General features: G+C 74.8%; 19 protein-coding genes. 9 read left to right on the top strand and 10 right to left on the bottom strand.

Annotated features, from left to right (window positions below; translation table 11 throughout):
- The first annotated feature begins 123 nt into the window (after positions 1–123).
- From CCE01nite_RS16820 to CCE01nite_RS16790, 7 genes are all read left to right on the top strand, one after another.
- Entirely contained in the window at positions 124–1,173 is a 1,050-nt protein-coding gene (locus CCE01nite_RS16820; protein ID WP_034627099.1) for a 3-isopropylmalate dehydrogenase, read from the top strand.
- 109 nt (positions 1,174–1,282) lie between these two features.
- Positions 1,283–2,395 carry a branched-chain amino acid aminotransferase gene (locus CCE01nite_RS16815; RefSeq protein WP_034627096.1) on the top strand — a complete coding sequence of 371 codons (1,113 nt, stop codon included), beginning with the start codon at positions 1,283–1,285 and terminating at the stop codon, positions 2,393–2,395.
- Between the two features lie 420 nt (positions 2,396–2,815).
- On the top strand, positions 2,816–4,447 hold the full coding sequence (gene cimA / locus CCE01nite_RS16810; protein ID WP_034627092.1) for a citramalate synthase: 1,632 nt from the start codon (positions 2,816–2,818) through the stop codon (positions 4,445–4,447).
- 159 nt (positions 4,448–4,606) lie between these two features.
- The gene (locus CCE01nite_RS16805; protein WP_034627088.1) at positions 4,607–5,446 is read left to right on the top strand and encodes a sensor domain-containing protein; all 840 of its coding nucleotides are present in this window, start codon (positions 4,607–4,609) and stop codon (positions 5,444–5,446) included.
- 22 nt (positions 5,447–5,468) lie between these two features.
- Positions 5,469–6,518, top strand: a complete 1,050-nt coding sequence (gene lplAB / locus CCE01nite_RS16800) for a lipoate-protein ligase LplAB (RefSeq protein ID WP_034627123.1) — start codon at positions 5,469–5,471, stop codon at positions 6,516–6,518.
- A gap of 121 nt (positions 6,519–6,639) precedes the next feature.
- Positions 6,640–7,983 carry an LCP family protein gene (locus CCE01nite_RS16795; protein WP_141372715.1) on the top strand — a complete coding sequence of 448 codons (1,344 nt, stop codon included), beginning with the start codon at positions 6,640–6,642 and terminating at the stop codon, positions 7,981–7,983.
- Between the two features lie 232 nt (positions 7,984–8,215).
- Complete coding sequence (locus CCE01nite_RS16790) at positions 8,216–8,680, top strand: NUDIX domain-containing protein (RefSeq protein WP_052103776.1); 465 nt, start codon at positions 8,216–8,218, stop codon at positions 8,678–8,680.
- Positions 8,681–8,776: 96 nt separating this feature from the next.
- Here the strand turns inward: CCE01nite_RS16790 and CCE01nite_RS16785 are convergent, their stop codons facing one another.
- The 6 genes from CCE01nite_RS16785 to CCE01nite_RS16760 form a co-directional block, all read right to left on the bottom strand.
- Positions 8,777–9,208 carry a hypothetical protein gene (locus CCE01nite_RS16785; RefSeq protein ID WP_034627083.1) on the bottom strand — a complete coding sequence of 144 codons (432 nt, stop codon included), beginning with the start codon at positions 9,206–9,208 and terminating at the stop codon, positions 8,777–8,779.
- A complete protein-coding gene (locus CCE01nite_RS16780; RefSeq protein ID WP_034627080.1) occupies positions 9,195–9,389 on the bottom strand; it encodes a helix-turn-helix transcriptional regulator in 195 nt (64 codons plus the stop codon). The genes CCE01nite_RS16785 and CCE01nite_RS16780 overlap by 14 nt, the downstream gene beginning before the upstream one ends.
- On the bottom strand, positions 9,386–10,243 hold the full coding sequence (locus CCE01nite_RS16775; protein ID WP_052103773.1) for a CPBP family intramembrane glutamic endopeptidase: 858 nt from the start codon (positions 10,241–10,243) through the stop codon (positions 9,386–9,388). The genes CCE01nite_RS16780 and CCE01nite_RS16775 overlap by 4 nt, the downstream gene beginning before the upstream one ends.
- A 142-nt stretch (positions 10,244–10,385) precedes the next feature.
- The gene (locus CCE01nite_RS16770; RefSeq protein WP_141372714.1) at positions 10,386–10,685 is read right to left on the bottom strand and encodes a DUF202 domain-containing protein; all 300 of its coding nucleotides are present in this window, start codon (positions 10,683–10,685) and stop codon (positions 10,386–10,388) included.
- Positions 10,682–11,053, bottom strand: coding sequence for a YidH family protein (locus tag CCE01nite_RS16765; protein WP_141372713.1), 372 nt, complete (start codon positions 11,051–11,053; stop codon positions 10,682–10,684). Before CCE01nite_RS16765 ends, CCE01nite_RS16770 begins: the two co-directional genes overlap by 4 nt.
- A gap of 235 nt (positions 11,054–11,288) precedes the next feature.
- Complete coding sequence (locus CCE01nite_RS16760; protein ID WP_141372712.1) at positions 11,289–12,038, bottom strand: YggS family pyridoxal phosphate-dependent enzyme; 750 nt, start codon at positions 12,036–12,038, stop codon at positions 11,289–11,291.
- 99 nt (positions 12,039–12,137) lie between these two features.
- On the opposite strand from CCE01nite_RS16760, the gene CCE01nite_RS16755 reads away from it, so the two are divergent.
- Positions 12,138–12,536 (top strand): YccF domain-containing protein, encoded by a 399-nt coding sequence (locus CCE01nite_RS16755; protein ID WP_141372711.1) that lies wholly within the window; start codon positions 12,138–12,140, stop codon positions 12,534–12,536.
- Positions 12,537–12,605: 69 nt separating this feature from the next.
- Here CCE01nite_RS16755 and ybaK read toward each other — a convergent pair whose 3' ends face one another.
- The 3 genes from ybaK to CCE01nite_RS16740 all read right to left on the bottom strand — a co-directional run bounded on the left by ybaK (position 12,606) and on the right by CCE01nite_RS16740 (position 14,435).
- Entirely contained in the window at positions 12,606–13,103 is a 498-nt protein-coding gene (gene ybaK, locus CCE01nite_RS16750; protein ID WP_141372710.1) for a Cys-tRNA(Pro) deacylase, read from the bottom strand.
- A 119-nt stretch (positions 13,104–13,222) separates the two neighbouring features.
- A complete protein-coding gene (locus CCE01nite_RS16745; protein WP_034631283.1) occupies positions 13,223–13,789 on the bottom strand; it encodes a VIT1/CCC1 transporter family protein in 567 nt (188 codons plus the stop codon).
- A 142-nt stretch (positions 13,790–13,931) separates the two neighbouring features.
- Positions 13,932–14,435: a pyridoxamine 5'-phosphate oxidase family protein gene (locus CCE01nite_RS16740; RefSeq protein ID WP_052104216.1), complete on the bottom strand. Its 504-nt coding sequence runs from the start codon at positions 14,433–14,435 to the stop codon at positions 13,932–13,934.
- A gap of 137 nt (positions 14,436–14,572) precedes the next feature.
- On the opposite strand from CCE01nite_RS16740, the gene CCE01nite_RS16735 reads away from it, so the two are divergent.
- Positions 14,573–15,400, top strand: coding sequence for a CPBP family intramembrane glutamic endopeptidase (locus CCE01nite_RS16735; protein WP_034631279.1), 828 nt, complete (start codon positions 14,573–14,575; stop codon positions 15,398–15,400).
- Positions 15,401–15,427: 27 nt separating this feature from the next.
- On the opposite strand, the gene CCE01nite_RS16730 is transcribed toward CCE01nite_RS16735, so the two are convergent.
- The gene (locus tag CCE01nite_RS16730; protein ID WP_246056632.1) at positions 15,428–18,031 is read right to left on the bottom strand and encodes a DEAD/DEAH box helicase; all 2,604 of its coding nucleotides are present in this window, start codon (positions 18,029–18,031) and stop codon (positions 15,428–15,430) included.
- Positions 18,032–18,065: the final 34 nt, after the last annotated feature.

Raw genomic sequence — 18,065 nt, 5'->3', positions numbered from 1 at the left:
CACGACCCGCACGACCCGCACGTCCGCCGAGGGCGGCGTCCCGCACCGGGGCGCCGCCCTCGGCGTGTGTCGAGGCGTGAGATGTGCGTCCCGGCACGTGGGACGCCCCGCTAGGGTGGCCGCATGACGCGCACCATCGAGCTGGCAGTGATCGCAGGCGACGGCATCGGCACCGAGGTCGTCGAGCAGGGCCTGCTGGCCCTCGACGCGGCCCTGTCGGGGACCGACGTCAGCGTGCGCACCACCGACTTCGACCTCGGCGCCCGCCGCTGGCACGCGACCGGCGAGACGCTCACGGACACCGACCTCGAGGCGATCCGTGGCCACGAGGCGATCCTGCTCGGCGCGATCGGCGACCCGCAGGTCCCCTCGGGCGTCCTCGAGCGGGGGCTGCTGCTCAAGCTGCGCTTCGCGCTCGACCACTACGTCAACCTGCGCCCCGGCCGGCTCTACCCGGGCGTGACGTCGCCGCTCGCGAACCCCGGCGAGGTCGACTTCGTCGTCGTCCGCGAGGGCACCGAGGGCCCGTACGTCGGCAACGGCGGCGCGATCCGCGTCGGCACCCCGGCCGAGGTCGCCAACGAGGTCAGCGTCAACACCGCGTTCGGCGTCGAGCGGGTCGTTCGCGACGCGTTCGCCCGCGCCGCGTCGCGCCCGCGCAAGAAGCTCACGCTCGTGCACAAGCACAACGTGCTGGTCCACGCGGGGCACCTGTGGCGCCGCACCGTCGACGCGGTCAACGCGGAGTTCCCCGACGTCACGGTCGACTACCTGCACGTCGACGCCGCGACGATCTTCCTCGTCACGAACCCGTCGCGCTTCGACGTGATCGTGACCGACAACCTGTTCGGCGACATCCTCACGGACCTCGCCGCGGCGATCACGGGCGGCATCGGCCTCGCCGCGTCGGCGAACATCAACCCGGACCGCACCGCGCCGAGCATGTTCGAGCCCGTGCACGGCTCCGCGCCGGACATCGCGGGTCAGGGCAAGGCCGACCCCACGGCGACCGTGCTGTCGGTCGCGATGCTGCTCGACCACCTCGGGCTGACCGACGCCGCGGCGTCCGTCGAGCGCGCCGTCGCCGCCGACCTGGCGGAGCGCGGCTCGCTCGGGCGAGTACGGTCGACGGCCGAGGTGGGCAAGGACCTCGCCGCGCGCATCAGCGGCTGACCCGCGCACGGCCCGCTCCCCAGCGGGCCGCCGCGCGGTGCACGTCCCCCCGACCACCCGGCCGTCTCACCCGGTACCGTCAGAACCGTCCCAGGTGAAAGGCCCCCTCATGAGCACCGACACGTCCCCGTCGACCGAGCTGCCGACGTTCGAGATCCGCCCCACGGACACCCCGACCCCCGACGCGGAGCGCGACGCGCTGACCGCGGCGCCGAAGTTCGGGACCGTCTTCACCGACCACATGGCACGTGTCTCGTGGTCCGACGGCACCGGCTGGCACGACCGCCGGGTCGAGCGGTACGGCCCGCTCCAGCTCGACCCCGCGACCGCGGTCCTGCACTACGGCCAGGAGATCTTCGAGGGCCTCAAGGCGTACCCGCACGCGGACGGCTCCGTCTGGACCTTCCGCCCGTGGGCCAACGCCGCGCGGCTCGCCCGCTCGGCGCACCGCCTCGCCCTGCCGGTGCTGTCGGAGGCCGACTTCCTCGGTGCGATCACGGCGCTCGTCGCGACCGACCGGGCCTGGGTCCCGACCGGCGACGAGGCGAGCCTGTACCTGCGCCCGTTCATGTACGCGTCCGAGGCGTTCCTGGGCGTGCGCCCGACGCTCGAGGCGGAGTTCCTCGTGATCGCCTCGCCCGTCGGCCCGTACTTCGCCGGCGGCGTGAAGCCGGTGTCGATCTGGGTCGACGACGAGTTCCACCGTGCCGGTCCCGGCGGCACGGGCGACGCGAAGTGCGGCGGCAACTACGCCGCGAGCCTCCTCCCGCAGCGCCAGGCGGCCGCGCAGGGCTACGACCAGGTGTGCTTCCTCGACGCGGCGACGAACACGCTGCTCGAGGAGCTCGGCGGGATGAACGTCTTCGTGGTCCGCGCCGACGGCACGGTCGCGACCCCCGAGCTCACCGGCTCGATCCTCGAGGGGGTCACGCGCTCGTCGATCCTGCAGCTCGCGCGCGACGCCGGACACGGGGTCGAGGAGCGGCGGATCCCGCTCGCCGAGGTGCTCACGGGCCTCGCGGACGGCTCGATCACCGAGGTCTTCGCGTGCGGCACCGCCGCGGTCATCACGCCGATCGGCCGGCTCGCGGGGCGCGGCTGGGAGCACACCGTGGCCGACGGGGAGCCCGGCGCGCTCACGTCGCGCCTGCGCACCGAGCTCACGGACATCCAGTACGGCCGCGCGGCCGACCGGCACGGCTGGATGCACCGGCTGGTCTGACCGCGCGTCGGTCGCGTCCGCCGCGGCCGTCCCTCACGGGCGGCCGCGACGGCGCGCCGTCGGCCCCGCCGCGGCATCTCGGCGGCCGGACTGCGCATCTCGGCCGCCGGACTGCGGCCTCGCGACGGCCCGGTGTCCAGCGGGCGAGAGGGACGAGGGGCCGCCGGGGCGCTGTGGCATGATGTGGCGCGTGACACAGCTCAGCCTCATCATCGTGTAGCGCGTCTGCCCACCCGCAGACGCGCCGACCTCCCGCATCCTCGGGGGGTCTTTTTGTTGTCGGGCACCATCCCCGCCCGGCAGCTCGTCGATCGACCCTGACACGACAGGCCGGCACCACCCCGCCGGCGGGACCCGCTCCCCGCGGCCGGATCCCCGAGATCGACGCACGTCCGACCGACCGCACGGAGAGAGCCGATCGTGACCCACCCCAGCACCGAGGGCGCGCGCCCGTTCCACGTCTACGACACGACCCTGCGCGACGGCGCGCAGCAGGAGGGCATGAACCTCTCCGTCGCGGACAAGCTCGCGATCGCGCCGCTGCTCGACGAGCTCGGGGTCGGCTTCATCGAGGGCGGCTGGCCGGGCGCGATCCCGAAGGACACCGAGTTCTTCGCCCGGGCGCGCACCGAGCTCGACCTGAAGAACGCGGTGCTCGCCGCGTTCGGGTCGACCCGCAAGCCCGGGATCCGCGCGGAGGACGACCCGCAGGTGCGGGCGCTGATCGACTCGCAGGCGCCGGTCGTCACGCTCGTCGCGAAGTTCGACCTGCGGCACGTCGAGCGCGCGCTGCGCACGACCGCCGAGGAGAACCTCGCGATGATCGGCGACACCGTCGCGCTGCTCGTGCGCGAGGGGCGGCGGGTCGTCGTCGACGCCGAGCACTTCTTCGACGGGTTCCGCTTCGACCGCGAGTACGCGCTCTCGGCCGCGGTCCGCGCGTTCGAGGCGGGAGCCGAGGTCGTCGCGCTGTGCGACACCAACGGCGGCATGCTGCCCGACTGGGTCACGGAGATCGTCACCGAGGCCCGCGCGGCCGTCGGGCCCGACGCGATCCTCGGGATGCACGCGCACAACGACTCGGGCTGCGCGGTCGCGAACTCGATCGCGGCGGTCGGCGCGGGCTGCGAGCACGTCCAGGGCACCGTCAACGGCTACGGCGAGCGCACGGGCAACGCGGACCTGCTCGCGGTCGTCGCGAACCTCGAGATCAAGCACGGCCGGACGCTGCTCGCGGCCGACGGCGAGGGCGAGGGCGGCCTGGCCGAGATGACCCGCATCGCGCACGCGATCAGCGAGATCACCAACATCGCCCCGTTCGCCCGGCAGCCGTACGTCGGCGCCAGCGCGTTCGCGCACAAGGGCGGGCTGCACGCGAGCGCGATCAAGGTCGACCCGGACCTCTACCAGCACATCGACCCGCGTCGCGTCGGCAACGACATGCGCATGCTCATCTCGGACATGGCCGGCCGCGCGGCGATCGAGCTCAAGGGCCGTGAGCTCGGCTTCGACCTCACGGGTCAGAGCGAGCTGCTCGCGCGCGTCACCAAGCGCGTCAAGGACGCGGAGGCGCAGGGGTACACGTACGACGCGGCCGACGCGTCGTTCGAGCTCCTGCTCGTCGAGGAGCTCAACGGTGGGCGGCCCGGGTACTTCCGGGTCGAGAGCTGGCGCGCGATCGTCGAGCGCGCCGGCGGTCGCGGGGTGCCGGCGACGGCCGAGGCGACCGTCAAGCTGCACGCCGGCGGGGAGCGCATCGTCTCGACCGGCGAGGGCAACGGCCCGGTCAACGCGCTCGACCACGCGCTCCGGCAGGCGCTCGTGCGGGTCTACCCGGTGCTCGAGTCGTTCGAGCTCATCGACTTCAAGGTCCGCATCCTCGACGCGATGCACGGCACCGACGCGGTCACGCGCGTGCTGATCGAGTCGAGCGACGGCCAGACGTCGTGGAGCACGGTCGGCGTCGGCCCGAACCTGCTCGAGGCGTCGTGGGAGGCGCTCACGGACTCGGCGATCTGGGGCCTCTACCACCACGGCGTCGACCCGAGCTGAGCCGGGGCGCCTCGCCGGACCGGGAGCCTCGGGCCCGACGGGCGCGCGGCGGGGGCTCGGTGGCGAGGGTCCGGGCCCGTGCGGGCGTCGGCACTGCGGCCGACCGCTCGGTCAGCGTAAGGTCAAGGGAGTCTCATCCCTCGTCCGCAGGAGTGCATCGTGCCCGTCGACGTCGCGGCGGTCCCGCCGCACCGGCGCGCGCGCCGCTGGCCCTGGTGGGTCGTCGGCGTGCTGCTCGTGCTCGCCGGTGCCTCCGGTGTCGCCGCCCGGCCGTGGGCGTCGGCGGGGCCGCTGCCCTTCCCGTCGCCGTCGGTGAGCGCGGGCTCGACGACCGCGGCGCCGACGGTGCTGCCGACCGTGCAGGCGCCGCAGTTCGACGCCGCGTCCGCGGCCACGCTGCTGCTCACGCGCGAGGAGCTCGAGGAGGCGCTGCCGGGTGCCGACCCGCTGGCGGCGTGGCCGGTGCTCCCGTGGGCGTGGGGGATCCCCGAGGGGTCGCGCGTCGAGCCGGAGCGCTGCACGGTCGCCCGGACCGTCGTGAGCGCGCCCCCCGTCGTCTACGACGTCCGGGGCTGGGACGGGCCGTCCGTGCGCGTGCGGCAGGAGGTCGTCGTCGTGGCCGACCAGGGCGCCGCGGCGGACGCCTTCCGCACGCTCGTCGCGACCGTCGACTCGTGCCCCGCGTACGCGCAGGTCAACCAGGGCGTCGACGGCGCGTCGTGGACGGGGGAGCCCGCGACCGAGGCGCAGGGCCGGTTCCCGTCGCTCTGGCAGGAGATCGAGCACACCGCCGAGGGCGCGACGGTGCCGGGGTACCGGGGGCACCTGCTCGTCGGCAACGCCGTCGTGACCTGGAACGCCGAGGTGATCGGCGGCGCCGGGCGCGCGGAGGTCGTCGACCTGCTCGGGGAGGGCGCGGCGCTCGAGGGGATCGTGCAGCGGCGTGCGTCGGAGGCGGCAGCCGCGCTGCAGACGCCGGCCGAGGGCGCCATAGGGTGAGGTGGTGAGCGACGAGACGGTCCTGCGAGGCGAGTACAAGGTCCCGGGCGGCAAGCTCGTCGCGGCCGACGTGACGGTGCGGGACGGGGCGCTCGCCGACGTGCGGGTCAGCGGGGACTTCTTCCTCGAGCCCGACGACGCGCTCGACCGGCTCGGCGGCGCGCTGCTCGGCCGGCCCGCGACCGCGTCGGTCGCGGAGCTCGCCGCGGCGATCGACGGTGCGCTCGACCCGGGCGTGACGCTCGTCGGGTTCACCACGGAGTCCGTCGCGATCGCGGTGCGCCGGGCCCTCGGCCACGCCACGAGCTGGCACGACCACACGTTCGAGCTGCTGCGGATGCCCCCGCAGCACCCCGCGCTGCACTGCGCGCTCGACCAGGTCCTCGCCGAGGAGCTCGTCGCGGGCCGGCGCGGGCCCACGCTGCGGTTCTGGGACTGGGTCGAGCCGGCGGTCGTCATCGGCTCGTTCCAGTCGCTGCGCAACGAGGTCGACGCCGAGGCCGCCGAGCGGCACGGGATCACCGTCGTGCGCCGCGTCTCGGGCGGCGGCGCGATGTTCATGGAGGCGGGCAACTGCATCACGTTCTCGCTCGTGGTCCCGGCCTCGCTCGTCGACGGGCTGTCGTACGAGCAGTCGTACGCGTTCCTCGACGACTGGGTGCTCGGTGCGCTCGCCGACGTCGGGGTGCAGGCGTCCTACGCCGGGCTCAACGACATCGCCTCGCCCGCGGGCAAGATCGCCGGTGCCGCGCAGAAGCGCCTCGCGGGCGGCGCGGTGCTCCACCACGTGACGATGGCCTACGACATCGACGCGGACAAGATGCTCGAGGTGCTGCGCATCGGGCGCGAGAAGCTGTCCGACAAGGGCACGACGAGCGCCAACAAGCGCGTGGACCCGGTGCGCTCGCAGACGGGGATGCCGCGCGCGGACGTCATCGCCGCGTTCGAGGCGCACTTCCGGTCGCGGTACCGGACGGTCGACGGCGCGCTCACCGACGCGGAGCTCGAGCGCGCGGCGCACCTCGTCGAGACCCGGTTCGGGACCCCGGAGTGGACCGCGCGCGTGCCGTAACCCCTGGTGAGGAGGCCGGTCCGGGCACCCGACCCCCGGGGCGGGCACGCGCACGGCATCTGCACGCATCTCCCACCCGAGGCGACCCCACCGGCACCCCCGGACTCCCTACGGTGTCGGGGTGAGCCGAGCACGTCGAGCAGCGCCGAAGGGCGCACCCCCCGCCCCTCCTCGCCACGCGGCGTCGCACGGGCCGCGCGTCCCCGTCGCGCGCGTGCTGGGCCTCGGGCTCGTCGCGGTGCTGGCGTTCGGCGGCTCGGCCGCGGGGCTCGCCGCGGTGCGCCTCAACGGCAACGTCGAGCGCGTCGACGACATCTCCCACCTGGTCGCCGCGCCGTCGGCGAGCGCGACCGAGCCGCCCCCGCCGGGCGACTCGTGGGCGGGCCAGCCCGTGCGGTTCGTCGTGCTGGGTTCGGACGACCGCACCGGCGTCAACGCCGACATCGGCGGTGCGGACGAGGGCATGCGCTCGGACACGACCATGATCGTGCAGGTCTCCGCGGACCGGACCCGCGTCGAGGTCGTGTCGATCCCGCGCGACTCCTACGTGCGGATCCCCGCGTGCCACCTCGACCGCGACCCCGAGGGGCCGATGTCCCGCCCGCACAGCGCCAAGTTCAACGCCGCGTTCGCGCTCGGCGCGGACACCGGCGACGTGGGGCTCGCGGCCGCGTGCACGCTGTCGACGATCGCCGAGAACACCGGCCTGTCGATGACGGAGTTCCTGCTGGTCGACTTCGCGGGCTTCCAGGGCATGGTCGACGCGATCGGCGGGGTCCGGGTGTGCGTGCCGCGGGCGATCCGCGACACCGAGGGCAACACCGAGCTTGACCTCGCGGCCGGCTGGCACGACCTCGTGGGCCAGCAGGCGCTCGACTACGTGCGGGCGCGCTACGTCACCGGCTCGGACAACTCCGACACCCAGCGCATCCCGCGCCAGCAGAAGTTCGTCGGCGCGATGAGCCGCAAGATCCTCTCCGCCGAGGTGCTGACGAGCCCGCGCAGCGTCTACGGGTTCCTCGACGCGGCGACCCGGTCGCTGACCGCGTCCGACCAGCTCGGAGCGCCCGACAACCTCGTGGGCCTCGCGCTCTCGCTGCGCGAGCTCCAGCCGTCCGCCGTCACGTTCGCGACGGTCCCGAACGGCACCTCCGGCAAGAACCTGGTCTGGACGCCGGACGCGGACCTCGTCTGGCAGCGGCTCCAGCTGGACCTGCCGCTCGTCGACCCCGCGACCCCGGTGGTCCCGGGCGACGGCGCCGCGGCGGGCACCGGCGAGGAGGCCGACGCCGTGACCGGCACGCCGGACGGCGGGGCCGTCGCCCCGGACGCGGGGGCGGGCGCGCCCGACGACGGGACGAGGCAGACGCCGCCGGACGCCGGCACCGGCGCCGAGCCGCCCGTCCCCGCACCGGAGGTCACCACGCAGTCGGCCGTCGACCCCGACGACCCGATGTGCGGCTGAGGCACGTGCTCCGTGCGTCCGGCCGGGCGCCGGTGCGGCGATCTCCGTGCACCGCTGCGGCCGCGGGAGGCCGCGCCCCTCGCGTTGCCCGCTCGACGAGCCCCGGGTACCGTGGCGCTCCGTCGGGGGGCGGATCATCAGGAGGCCCCATGACGGCGGACGTGCACCTTCCGCACGCGCACCGCTCAGCCCGCCCCGGACGGCCGCGCCGTGTCGCGGCCGGAGCCGGCCGATGAGGGTCCCTCGGGGAGGCGGCGCGACGGAGCGTCTGACCCGGGTCTCGGCCTACGCTCTGTGCGTCGACGCCGGTCGCGTCCTGCTCATGCGGTGGAACGGCGCCGCGGGGTCGGCGTGGACCCTGCCGGGCGGCGGGCTCGTCTTCGGTGAGCCGCCGGACGACGGGGCGCGCCGCGAGGTGCTGCAGGAGACGGGCCTCGTCGTCGAGCTCGGCGACCTGCTCGGCGTGGACTCGCTGCGCACCGGTGCGCAGGTCGCGCCGCCGCGCCCGGCACCGCTCGACCTGCACCTGCTGCGCATCGTGTACTCGGGCCGCGTCGTGGGCGGGCTGCTCCGGCACGAGGTGTCGGGCCCGGTCGACCGTGCGGAGTGGGTCCCGCTCGACGACCTGCCGAGCCTGCGCCGCGTCGAGCTCGTCGACACCGCGCTCGGCTGGGCCAGCCCGGCGCGCGTGGGCTGACCCGGTCGCGCTGGGTGGGGCTCGGCACGGCTCGGGCTGACCCCGCCGCCCGGCACCTGGGCCGGGCCGTTGCGGCGGGCGCCGACCGGCGGCGGGTCAGGACCGGCGGTCGACGACCACGAACGTGATCCCGAGAGTGCCGAGCAGCGCGAACGGCAGCGCCCGGACCACGGTGGCGGCGTCCGCGCCGACCATGACCGCGGCCGACGCGATGCCGCTCGCGAGGATCGCGACATACCCGACAACGGCCAGCGTGCGGGTCAGGACGTGGTCGTCGCGCTCGTCGAGCGCGCCGCCGCCGATCCGCGTCACGGTGCTCGCGGTGCGCCCGCGCCGGACGGTGCGCCACCGCGCGACGCACGCGAGCAGGAGCACCGTGAGCCCGCCCGTGAGTGCGCCGGCGGCGGTGTCGCCCGGTGCGCGGACGGCGAGGACCGCGTAGAGCGCGACGAGGCCGACGGTGCCGGAGAGCAGGCCGAGCAGCCACGCGGTGCGCTGCTGGGCAGGGGTGCGGTCACGCCTCGTCATGGAAGATCTCCTCGATCGTGGTGCGGAAGTAGCGGGCGACGGCGAAGGCGAGCGGCAGCGACGGGTCGTAGCGCCCGGTCTCGAGCGAGTTGACGGTCTGGCGTGACACGTTGAGGGCCTCGGCAAGCGCGGCCTGCGAGAGGCCCGCGTCCTCGCGCAGCCGGCGGATCTCGTTCTTCACGAGGCCACCGGGGCGTCGTGCGGCCGCGCGGGCCGGTCGGCACCGGTGGCCGCCTCGGGCTCCGCGGACGACCGCGGCACGGGCAGCAGCAGGACGCGCAGGTCGACGAGCGTGTGCAGCACCATCGGCACGAGCAGGCTCCCGGTGCTGAGGTAGAGGCCGCCGAGCACGAAGCCCACAGCACCGGTCGCGAGAATCCCGACCGGCCCCTGGTACCAGTGCGCGACCCCGAACAGCACGGCGGCGGCCACGAGCACCGTCGTGCGCTCGGCGCCCGGCGCGAGCAGCGCGATCGCCAGGATCAGCAGCCCGCGGAACGTCACCTCCTCGGTGACGCCGGCGGCGAGCGCGAGCCCGGACCAGCCGCGCCGGCCTCGGGGCGTCCGAGGGAGCATCGGCTCGACCGCGGCGGCTCCGGCGACCGGGGTGCGGTCCGACCGCCGGGCGACGAACCGCACGAGCAGCAGGGAGGCGACGACGGCGAGCGTCACGCCGACGAGGAACCCGGCGAGCGTCGAGCCGCTCAGCGAGCCCCCGTCGGAGCCGGGCAGGCCGTCGAGGTCGGGTGCCGCGAGCCCGAGGTCGGCGAGGCCGACGCCGGGGAGCGCGACGACGAGCAGGACGGCGCCCACGGCGTACGCCCACCCCTGCCGCGACCACCGCCGGTAGAGCCGCACGCGCACGGACTCCTGGGCGGCGGGCGCGGTGTCGCGGGCGAGCTCGGCGAGGAACGCGCGGTGCTCGCGCCGGCCGAGCACGGGCTCGGAGACGACGAGCGCGAGCGCGACGGCGGCGAGGACGGCGACGGTCACGGCGGGGGCGTCGAGCGCCTGCAACGTGTCGAGCGGGGTCACGGGGTGCCTCCGGTGGTCGGCGGGGTGTCAAGCGTGCTTGACTCCGGGTGGTGACAAGGATGCTTGACACCCCGGTGGCTGTCAAGCGACCTTGACACCCGGGTCCGCGGAGGCGGCGGCGGGCGGCTGCGGAGCCCGCGGGTCAGGCAGCGGCGCGCAGCACGAACGCCGCCGCGACGAACCCGAGCAGCAGCGCGACGCCCGCGCACGCCGTCACGAGCCGCCCGCCCCGGTGCGTGCGCCCGGACCGCCGGTGTGCGACGACGGCGAGCGACCCCGCGAGCACGACCCCGGCCGCGGCGACCCACCACGCCCACAGCCCGAGCCCGGGGGCCAGGAGCCGCCCGGCGACGAGCGAGCCCGTCGCGAGGCCCAGCGCGGTCCGCCGCCACGCGAGCGCCGTGCGCTCCGGCTGGAGCCCGGGCGGGGGAGCGGCGCTCATGCCGCGAGCAGACCCACGAGCAGCAGCACGCCGGTCACGAGCAGCCCGAGCCCGAGCGGGCCGGCCAGGACCGGCGACGGCAGCGGGCGGCCCAGCCGGAGCGCCCGCTCGGCGCGCGCCCACCCGACCCACGCCTGCACCGGGGCGAGGATCCCGAGGGCGACGAGCACGAGCGCGGCGGCGGAGCGGGCCCACGGCTCGACCGGCACCGCGAGGGCCTCGAGGGCGACCCCGCTCGCGAGCAGCGCGAGCGACGTGCGGACCCAGGCCAGGAACGTGCGCTCGTTCGCGAGCGAGAAGCGGGCGTCCGGCTCCGACCCCGTCCCGTAGACCCAGCGCGGGAAGCGGGTGCGTGGCTCGGGGTTCATGGTCCACATCTTCACCCGCGCGTCACCCCGCGCGCCGTCCGCGTATCAGCGTCGGTCCGGGATGCTCCTCCCGAGGGACAGGACGCACCGCCTGGCCGGACCGGCGCGCGGTGCGCGGGGGAGCAGATCGAGGGGGAGCCGTGGACGAGCTGGAGCGTGCGCTGCGGCGCATGGAGCTGCTGCACCGGCGCCACCTGGCGACGACCCGCCCGCGCAGCCGCGCGCTGCGGACGGGTCAGAGCGTCCGGCTGCCGAACACCGCGGTGCCGATCCGCACGACGGTCGCGCCCTCGGCGACCGCGAGCTCGAGGTCGCCGCTCATGCCCATCGACAGGCCGGTCGCCCCCGCGGTCCCCGGCACCCCGGAGCCGACGAGGTCGTCCCGGAGCGAGCGCAGCAGCGCGTAGCCGGCCCGGACCACGTCCGGGTCGGTCGAGTTGGCGCCGATCGTCATGAGGCCCCGCAGGCGCAGCGCCGGGAGCGCCGCGACGGCGGTCGCGAGCTCGAACGCCTCCTCGGGGACGGCGCCGCGCTTGGTCGGCTCACCCGAGACGTTGACCTGGACGAGCACGTCGAGCTCGCGGTCGGTCCCGACGCAGCGCTCGGAGAGCCGGCGCGCGAGCTCGAGCGAGTCGACGCTCTCGACGCACGTCGCCCAGCGCAGCGCGTGGTTGACCTTGTTGGACTGCAGCGGGCCGATGAGGTGCAGCTCGGACCCGAGGTCCACGAGCACGGGCGCCTTGGCGACGAGCTCCTGGACGCGGTTCTCGCCGAGCAGCACCGGTTCCCCCGGCCCGCCGGCGCGCACGTCCGCGGAGTCGGCCTCGACCGCCGCGCGCACGAGCTCCGCCGGGACGGTCTTGGTCGCGAGCAGCAGCCGGACCGACCCGGCGTCGCGGCCGGCCGCGCTCTCCGCCTCGCGCAGCCGCGCACGGACCTGACGCAGCCGTGCGGTCACGCCGGCGCGCGCGTCGTCGAGGGTCATGGCAGGACACCCTAGACCGGGGCGCGCGCACGCGGGTCCGGGGTCCGACCGGGGTCTTCCCGGATCCCGGACCGCCCCGCGGTGGGGGACAGTGGGGCCGTGAACACGCTCCTCAACCTGATCTGGCTCGTCTTCGCGGGGCTCTGGCTCGCGCTCGGCTACGTCGCCGCAGGCGTCGTGTGCTGCGTGCTGGTCGTGACGATCCCCTTCGGCATCGCCTCGTTCCGGATCGCGAGCTACGTGCTGTGGCCGTTCGGGCGCACGGTCGTCGACAGGCCCGGCGCGGGCGCGTGGTCGACGATCGGCAACGTCGTGTGGGTGCTCGTCGCGGGCATCTGGCTCGCGATCGGCCACGTCGTGACCGCCGTGCCGCTGTTCGTCTCGATCATCGGGATCCCCATGGGCATCGCGAACCTCAAGCTGATCCCCGTCTCGCTGCTGCCGCTCGGCAAGGAGATCGTCCCGACGTCGCGCCCGTTCGCGGCGCCGGGCCGCTGACCCCGGGGCCGCCGAACCTGAGCGAGGGTGGCCCGCCGCCGCGCTTGCGGCCGGGTCGTCGGTACCGCGTCAGGCGCGCGCGATGTCCGCGACGGTCGCGTCCGTGAGCCGCACGAGGTCCGCGGGCGCGAGCTCGACGTCGAGCCCGCGTCGCCCGCCCGAGACGAGCACGGTGTCGAACAGCCAGACCGTCTCGTCGAGCACGGTCGGGTGCGAGGACTTCTGCCCGAGCGGCGAGATGCCGCCGACGACGTAGCCCGTCGCCCGCTCGGCGGCGGCGCGCTCGGCCATCACGGCCTTCTTGCCGCCCGCGGCGTGCGCGAGCGCCTTGAGGTCGAGCTTGCCGGTCACGGGCACGACCGCGACGGTGAGCACGCCGTCGACGCTGGTCATGAGGGTCTTGAAGACCTGCTCGGGCGGGACGCCGAGCGCCTGCGCCGCCTCGAGCCCGTAGCCGACGTCGCTCGCGGGGTCGTGCTCGTACGGGTGCGCGGTGTGCGCGACGCCGGCCGCGGCGAGCGCGACGAGGGCGGGGGTGCCCGCCGGTGCGGGCTTCTTGGGTGCCACGGCGGAAGCCTAGCCAGCCGGCGCGGGCGTCCCGTGGGCCGCGGGGTCCTGCGACTGGCCGGGGTCCGCCGGTCGACGGCCGCGCACCGCCGGGCGCACCGGGCGCGTCGGCCCCGCGGTCAGACCGCGATGCCGACGAGGAGCCCGACGCCGTACGTGACGGCCATCGCGAGGCCGCCGCCGAGCACGTTGCGGCGCACCGCGGGCCCGGGCGCCGACCCGCCGAGGCGCGCGCTGACGTCACCGGTGAGGGCGAGCGCGACGACGACCGCCGCGAACGTCGCGGGCACGCGCGCGGGGGCCGGGGTGGTCAGGACGACGAGCAGCGGGACGAGCCCGCCGACGACGAAGGAGACGAGCGAGGCGCCCGCGGCGTGCCACGCGCTCGTCAGGTGCGGCACGTCGTCGCCCGCGCGGGACCGCTCCGCGTCGCGCTGGCTGCTCACCGAGACGTACTCGCCCGAGGCCATCGACAGCGCGCCCGCGACGAGCCCCGCGGCGCCGGCGATCGCGATCGCCGGGACCGACGGCGTGGCGGCGGCGACCCCGACGACCATGGCGGCGATCGACACGATGCCGTCGTTGGCGCCCAGGACGCCCGCGCGCAGCCAGTTGAGGCGCGAGGCGAACTCGGTGTCGAAGACGGGCAGCGACGGCAGGACCGTGGGCGACGGGTGCGTGGTCATGACGCCACCGTAGGAGCCTCGCCGCGATCTGTCATCGCAGGTTTGCCTGCCCTGACCTGCGCAGACGCAGGATTGCCTTACCTTGGTCGTCCCTCGCGGCGCCCCCGGTGCCGAGCGCGGTCCGCTGGTGTGCCGGGCGCCGTCAGAGCTCGACCGAGCGGTTCTCGCCGATGTCCGGCTGGCCCCCGGTGACCGCCGCCTTCGCGATCTTGAACACCTTCGCGACGTTCGGGGTGTCGTCGCTCCAGTACTCCGCGGACTCGGGCACGACGTGCAGCAGCGCAACCGTCGGGTCGTCCTTGCCGTCGGGGAACCACGCGGAGATCTGCGGCGACCAGAGCTCGTCGACCTTGGCCCGGTCGTGCACGACCTCCGCGCGCCCGGCGATCGACAGGAAGCCCTTGTCCGACTCGAACGCGGCGTTGACCTGCGGGTGCGTGCGGATGTCGTCGACCTTGCGGCTCGGGTCCTGCGTGAAGAACCACAGCTCGCCGTCGTAGTCGGCGTCCTGCACCGCGAGCGGGCGGCTGTGCAGGTGACCGTCGAGCGTCGTGGTCGTCAGGAGCGCGATCTTCGCGGCCTTCACGATCGCGGCGATGGTCTGCAGGTCGTCGTCGGACGCCTCGTTCGTCGTCGGTGCCGTCATCGTCGCCTCCACGTCGTCGGGTGTGGTCCTCACGCTACGTCGGGCCTGCGTGCCGGGCGCGTCGAGCCCGGCGCCCCGCCGGTCCCGGAACAGCGGCTCCACCGGGCGCGCACGCCGAGCCGTGGCACGCTGTCCCGGTGACCGCGACGCCGACGCCGACGATCGAGGACCAGCGCGCCGTCCTGAGCTGGAAGCTGCCGCCGGTGCTGCTGCTCTGCGTGTCGGCGGTGCTGCTGTTCGGCGTCCAGCACGACCTCGCCGGCTACGCGGCGCTCGCGGCGGCCGTCGCCCTCGCCGCGGTCGTCGACCGCGAGCTCGCGCGGCACCTCGTGCTCGTCGCCGCCGGCCTGACGATCATCAGCCTCGTCCCGCTCGACGCGGACCTGAGCATCGGCCACATGGCGCTCATGGGGTCGGCGCTCGCGCTCGCCGTCGTCGTCCCGTGGGCCGTCTCGCGGTTCGTGTACCGCGAGGACCTCATCCGCTTCCCCGTCCGCACCGGGCGGCCGTGGCCGCTGCCCGCGCGGCTGTACCTGCTGCTCGTCGTGCTGCTCGGGTACCTGATCCTGCCGTTCTACCTGATCCGGACCGGGGTCTACACGAACTGGCCGGACGCCTCGGACCCGACGGTCTTCGTGCGCCTGTTCCTCGGGGTGAACGCGGTCGGCATCTGGGACGAGCTGTTCTTCGTGTGCACGACGTTCACGCTCCTGCGCCGGCACTTCCCCGACTGGCTCGCGAACCTGCTGCAGGCGGTGGTGTTCTCGTCGTTCCTGTGGGAGATCGGCTACCAGTCGTGGGGGCCGCTGCTGACGTACCCGTTCGCGCTGCTGCAGGGGTACACGTTCAAGCTCACGAAGTCGCTGACGTACGTGGTGTCGGTGCACCTGCTGTTCGACCTCGTGCTGTTCCTCGCGCTCGTGCACGCGCACAACCGCGAGTGGCTGCCGGTCTTCGTGTACTGACGCGGGACCCGCACGACGGGCGGCCGCTCAGAGCCGCCCGACCGCCGTGACCGTGAGCACGACCTCCCCGACGGCGTCGCTCGCCGCGAGGTCGACGACCGCGTCGATGCGCCAGTCGTGGTCGCCGGCCGGGTCGTCGAGCACCTGACGCACCTCCCACGTGCCGGCGACCGCGCCCGCGGGCAGCTCGTGGCCCGGGCCGGAGCGGTCGACGACGGTGAACAGCGCCGGCCCGCGCGCCGGGGCGCCCGTGAGGATCTCGTCGTGGTCGTCGTAGTACGGGTCGAGGGCCTGGGCCCACCGGTCCGCGTCCCACGCCGCGCCGTCGCCGTCCTGGTCCCCCAGCGCGGCGAGCGCCCCGTACGCCTCGCGCGCCACGAGCTCGACGCGGCGGAACAGCGCGCCCCGCACGAGCGCCCGGAACGCGCGGGGGTTCGCGGTGACGGGCGGGGGAGCGTCGTCCTCGACCGCGGTGAGCTCGCCGTCGGGCCCCCGCTCGTCGAGCGGGTTGCGCAGCCGCTCCCACTCGTCGAGCAGGCTCGAGTCGGTGCGCCGCACGAGCTCACCGAGCCACTCGACGATCTCGTGGAGCTCTTCGGTACGCGCCTCCTCCGGGACGGTCTGGCGCAGCGCGCGGTAGGCGTCGGCGAGGTAGCGCAGCAGGACGCCCTCGGTGCGGTCGAGGGTGTACGTCGAGACGTACTCGGGGAACGTCATCGCGCGCTCGTGCATCTCGCGGACGACCGACTTGGGCGAGAGCTCGTGGTCGGCGACCCACGGGTTCGTCTGCTTGTACGTGTGGAACGTCGCGGTCAGGATCTCGGCGAGCGGGCGCGGGTAGGTCACGTCCTCGAGCAGCGCCATGCGCTCCTCGTACTCGATCCCGTCGGCCTTCATGGCCGCGACCGCCTCGCCGCGCGCCTTGTTCTCCTGCGCCGCGAGGACCTGGCGCGGGTCGTCGAGCGTGGCCTCGATGACCGAGACGACGTCGTGCGCGTACGCCGGGTCCTCCCGGTCGAGCAGGTCGAGAGCCGCGAACGCGAACGGCGACAGCGGCTGGTTGAGCGCGAAGTTCGCGGGGACGTCGACGGTCAGGCGCACGGTGCGCCGCCGGCCCGCGGGTGCCGCGGGGTCGGGGACGGCGACGCGCTCGACGACGCCCGCGGTGCGCAGCGAGCGGTACACCGAGACCGCCTGGCGCACGTGGCGGCCGCGCGCGCTCTCGGGCTCGTGGTTCTCGGTGAGCAGCCGGGTCATCGCCGCGACGGGGTCGCCCTCGCGCGCGAGGACGTTGAGCACCATCGCGTGGCTCACCGCGAAGCTCGACGTGAGGGGCTCGGGCGGGGCGTCGCGCAGCCGCTCGAACGTCTTGTCCGTCCAGTTCACGGCGCCCTCGGGGGCCTTCTTGCGGACGATCTTCTTGAGCTTCTTCGGGTCGTCGCCCGCGCGCTCGAGCAGCTTGCGGTTCTCGATCACGTGCTCGGGCGCCATCACGATGACCTCGCCGACCGTGTCGTAGCCCGCGCGCCCGGCGCGACCGGCGATCTGGTGGAACTCGCGCGCCGACAGGTGCCGCATGCGGACCCCGTCGTACTTCACGAGCGACGTGAGCACGACCGTGCGGATCGGGACGTTGATGCCGACGCCGAGGGTGTCCGTGCCGCACACGACCTGCAGCAGGCCCTTCTGCGTGAGGCGCTCGACGACCCGGCGGTACTTGGGCAGCATCCCCGCGTGGTGGATCCCGACGCCGTGGCGCAGCAGCCGGGACAGCGTCCGCCCGAAGCCGGGCCCGAACCGGAACGCGCCGAGCTCGTCCGCGATGCGGTCGCGGTGCTCGCGGCTCGCGAGGTTCATCGACAGCAGCGCCTGCGCGCGCTCGACCGCCTCCTTCTGCGTGAAGTGCACGACGTACACCGGCGCCCGGCGCGTGCGCACGAGCTCCTCGAGCAGCTCGTGCAGCGGCTCGACCGCGTACGTGAACGTGAGCGGGACGGGCCGCTCCGCGTCGTCGATCACCGCCACGGGCTCGCCCGTGCGCCGCGTGAGGTCCTCGGCGAAGAACGCGACGTCGCCGAGCGTCGCCGACATCAGCAGGAACTGCGCGCGAGGCAGCTCGAGGAGCGGCACCTGCCACGCCCAGCCGCGCTGCGGGTCGGCGTAGAAGTGGAACTCGTCCATGACGACCTGGCCGGCGTCCGTGTCCGCGCCGTGGCGCAGCGCCTGGTTCGCGAGGATCTCGGCGGTGCAGCAGATGATCGGGGCGTCGGCGTTGACCGCGGAGTCGCCCGTCATCATCCCGACGTTCTCCGACCCGAACGCCTCGACGAGCGCGAAGAACTTCTCGCTCACGAGCGCCTTCAGAGGCGCGGTGTAGAACGTGCGGCGGCCCTGCGCGAGGGCCACGAAGTGCGCGGCGATCGCGACGAGCGACTTACCGGAGCCCGTCGGCGTCGACAGGATCACGTGCGAGCCCGTCACGAGCTCGAGCAGCGCCTCCTGCTGGTGCGGGTAGAGCGCGAGGCCCTGCTCGCTCGCCCAGCCGGTGAACGCCTCGTACAGCGCGTCGGGGTCGTGGGGGTCGGCCGGGACACGCTCGGCGAGGGTCAGCGGGCGGTCGGCGTCGGGCACCGGGCCATCCTCCCAGGCCCGCGCACCTCCGGGG

It is taken from the genome of Cellulomonas cellasea (assembly GCF_006538745.1).
Classification (GTDB): Bacteria; Actinomycetota; Actinomycetes; order Actinomycetales; family Cellulomonadaceae; genus Cellulomonas_A; species Cellulomonas_A cellasea.
Note: the sequence above shows the minus strand (reverse complement) of the source record. Positions and strands in the feature narration are given on the sequence as shown.

Bases quoted from the DNA above. Each gene is read 5' to 3' on its own strand.
- CCE01nite_RS16785 (WP_034627083.1), bottom strand. From the start codon at position 9,208: ATGACGAGGCGTGACCGCACCCCTGCCCAGCAGCGCACCGCGTGGCTG.
- CCE01nite_RS16770 (WP_141372714.1), bottom strand. From the start codon at position 10,685: ATGAGCGCCGCTCCCCCGCCCGGGCTCCAGCCGGAGCGCACGGCGCTC.
- CCE01nite_RS16790 (WP_052103776.1), top strand. From the start codon at position 8,216: ATGAGGGTCCCTCGGGGAGGCGGCGCGACGGAGCGTCTGACCCGGGTC.
- CCE01nite_RS16765 (WP_141372713.1), bottom strand. From the start codon at position 11,053: ATGAACCCCGAGCCACGCACCCGCTTCCCGCGCTGGGTCTACGGGACG.
- CCE01nite_RS16740 (WP_052104216.1), bottom strand. From the start codon at position 14,435: ATGACGGCACCGACGACGAACGAGGCGTCCGACGACGACCTGCAGACC.
- CCE01nite_RS16815 (WP_034627096.1), top strand. From the start codon at position 1,283: ATGAGCACCGACACGTCCCCGTCGACCGAGCTGCCGACGTTCGAGATC.
- CCE01nite_RS16745 (WP_034631283.1), bottom strand. From the start codon at position 13,789: ATGACCACGCACCCGTCGCCCACGGTCCTGCCGTCGCTGCCCGTCTTC.
- CCE01nite_RS16760 (WP_141372712.1), bottom strand. From the start codon at position 12,038: ATGACCCTCGACGACGCGCGCGCCGGCGTGACCGCACGGCTGCGTCAG.
- CCE01nite_RS16820 (WP_034627099.1), top strand. From the start codon at position 124: ATGACGCGCACCATCGAGCTGGCAGTGATCGCAGGCGACGGCATCGGC.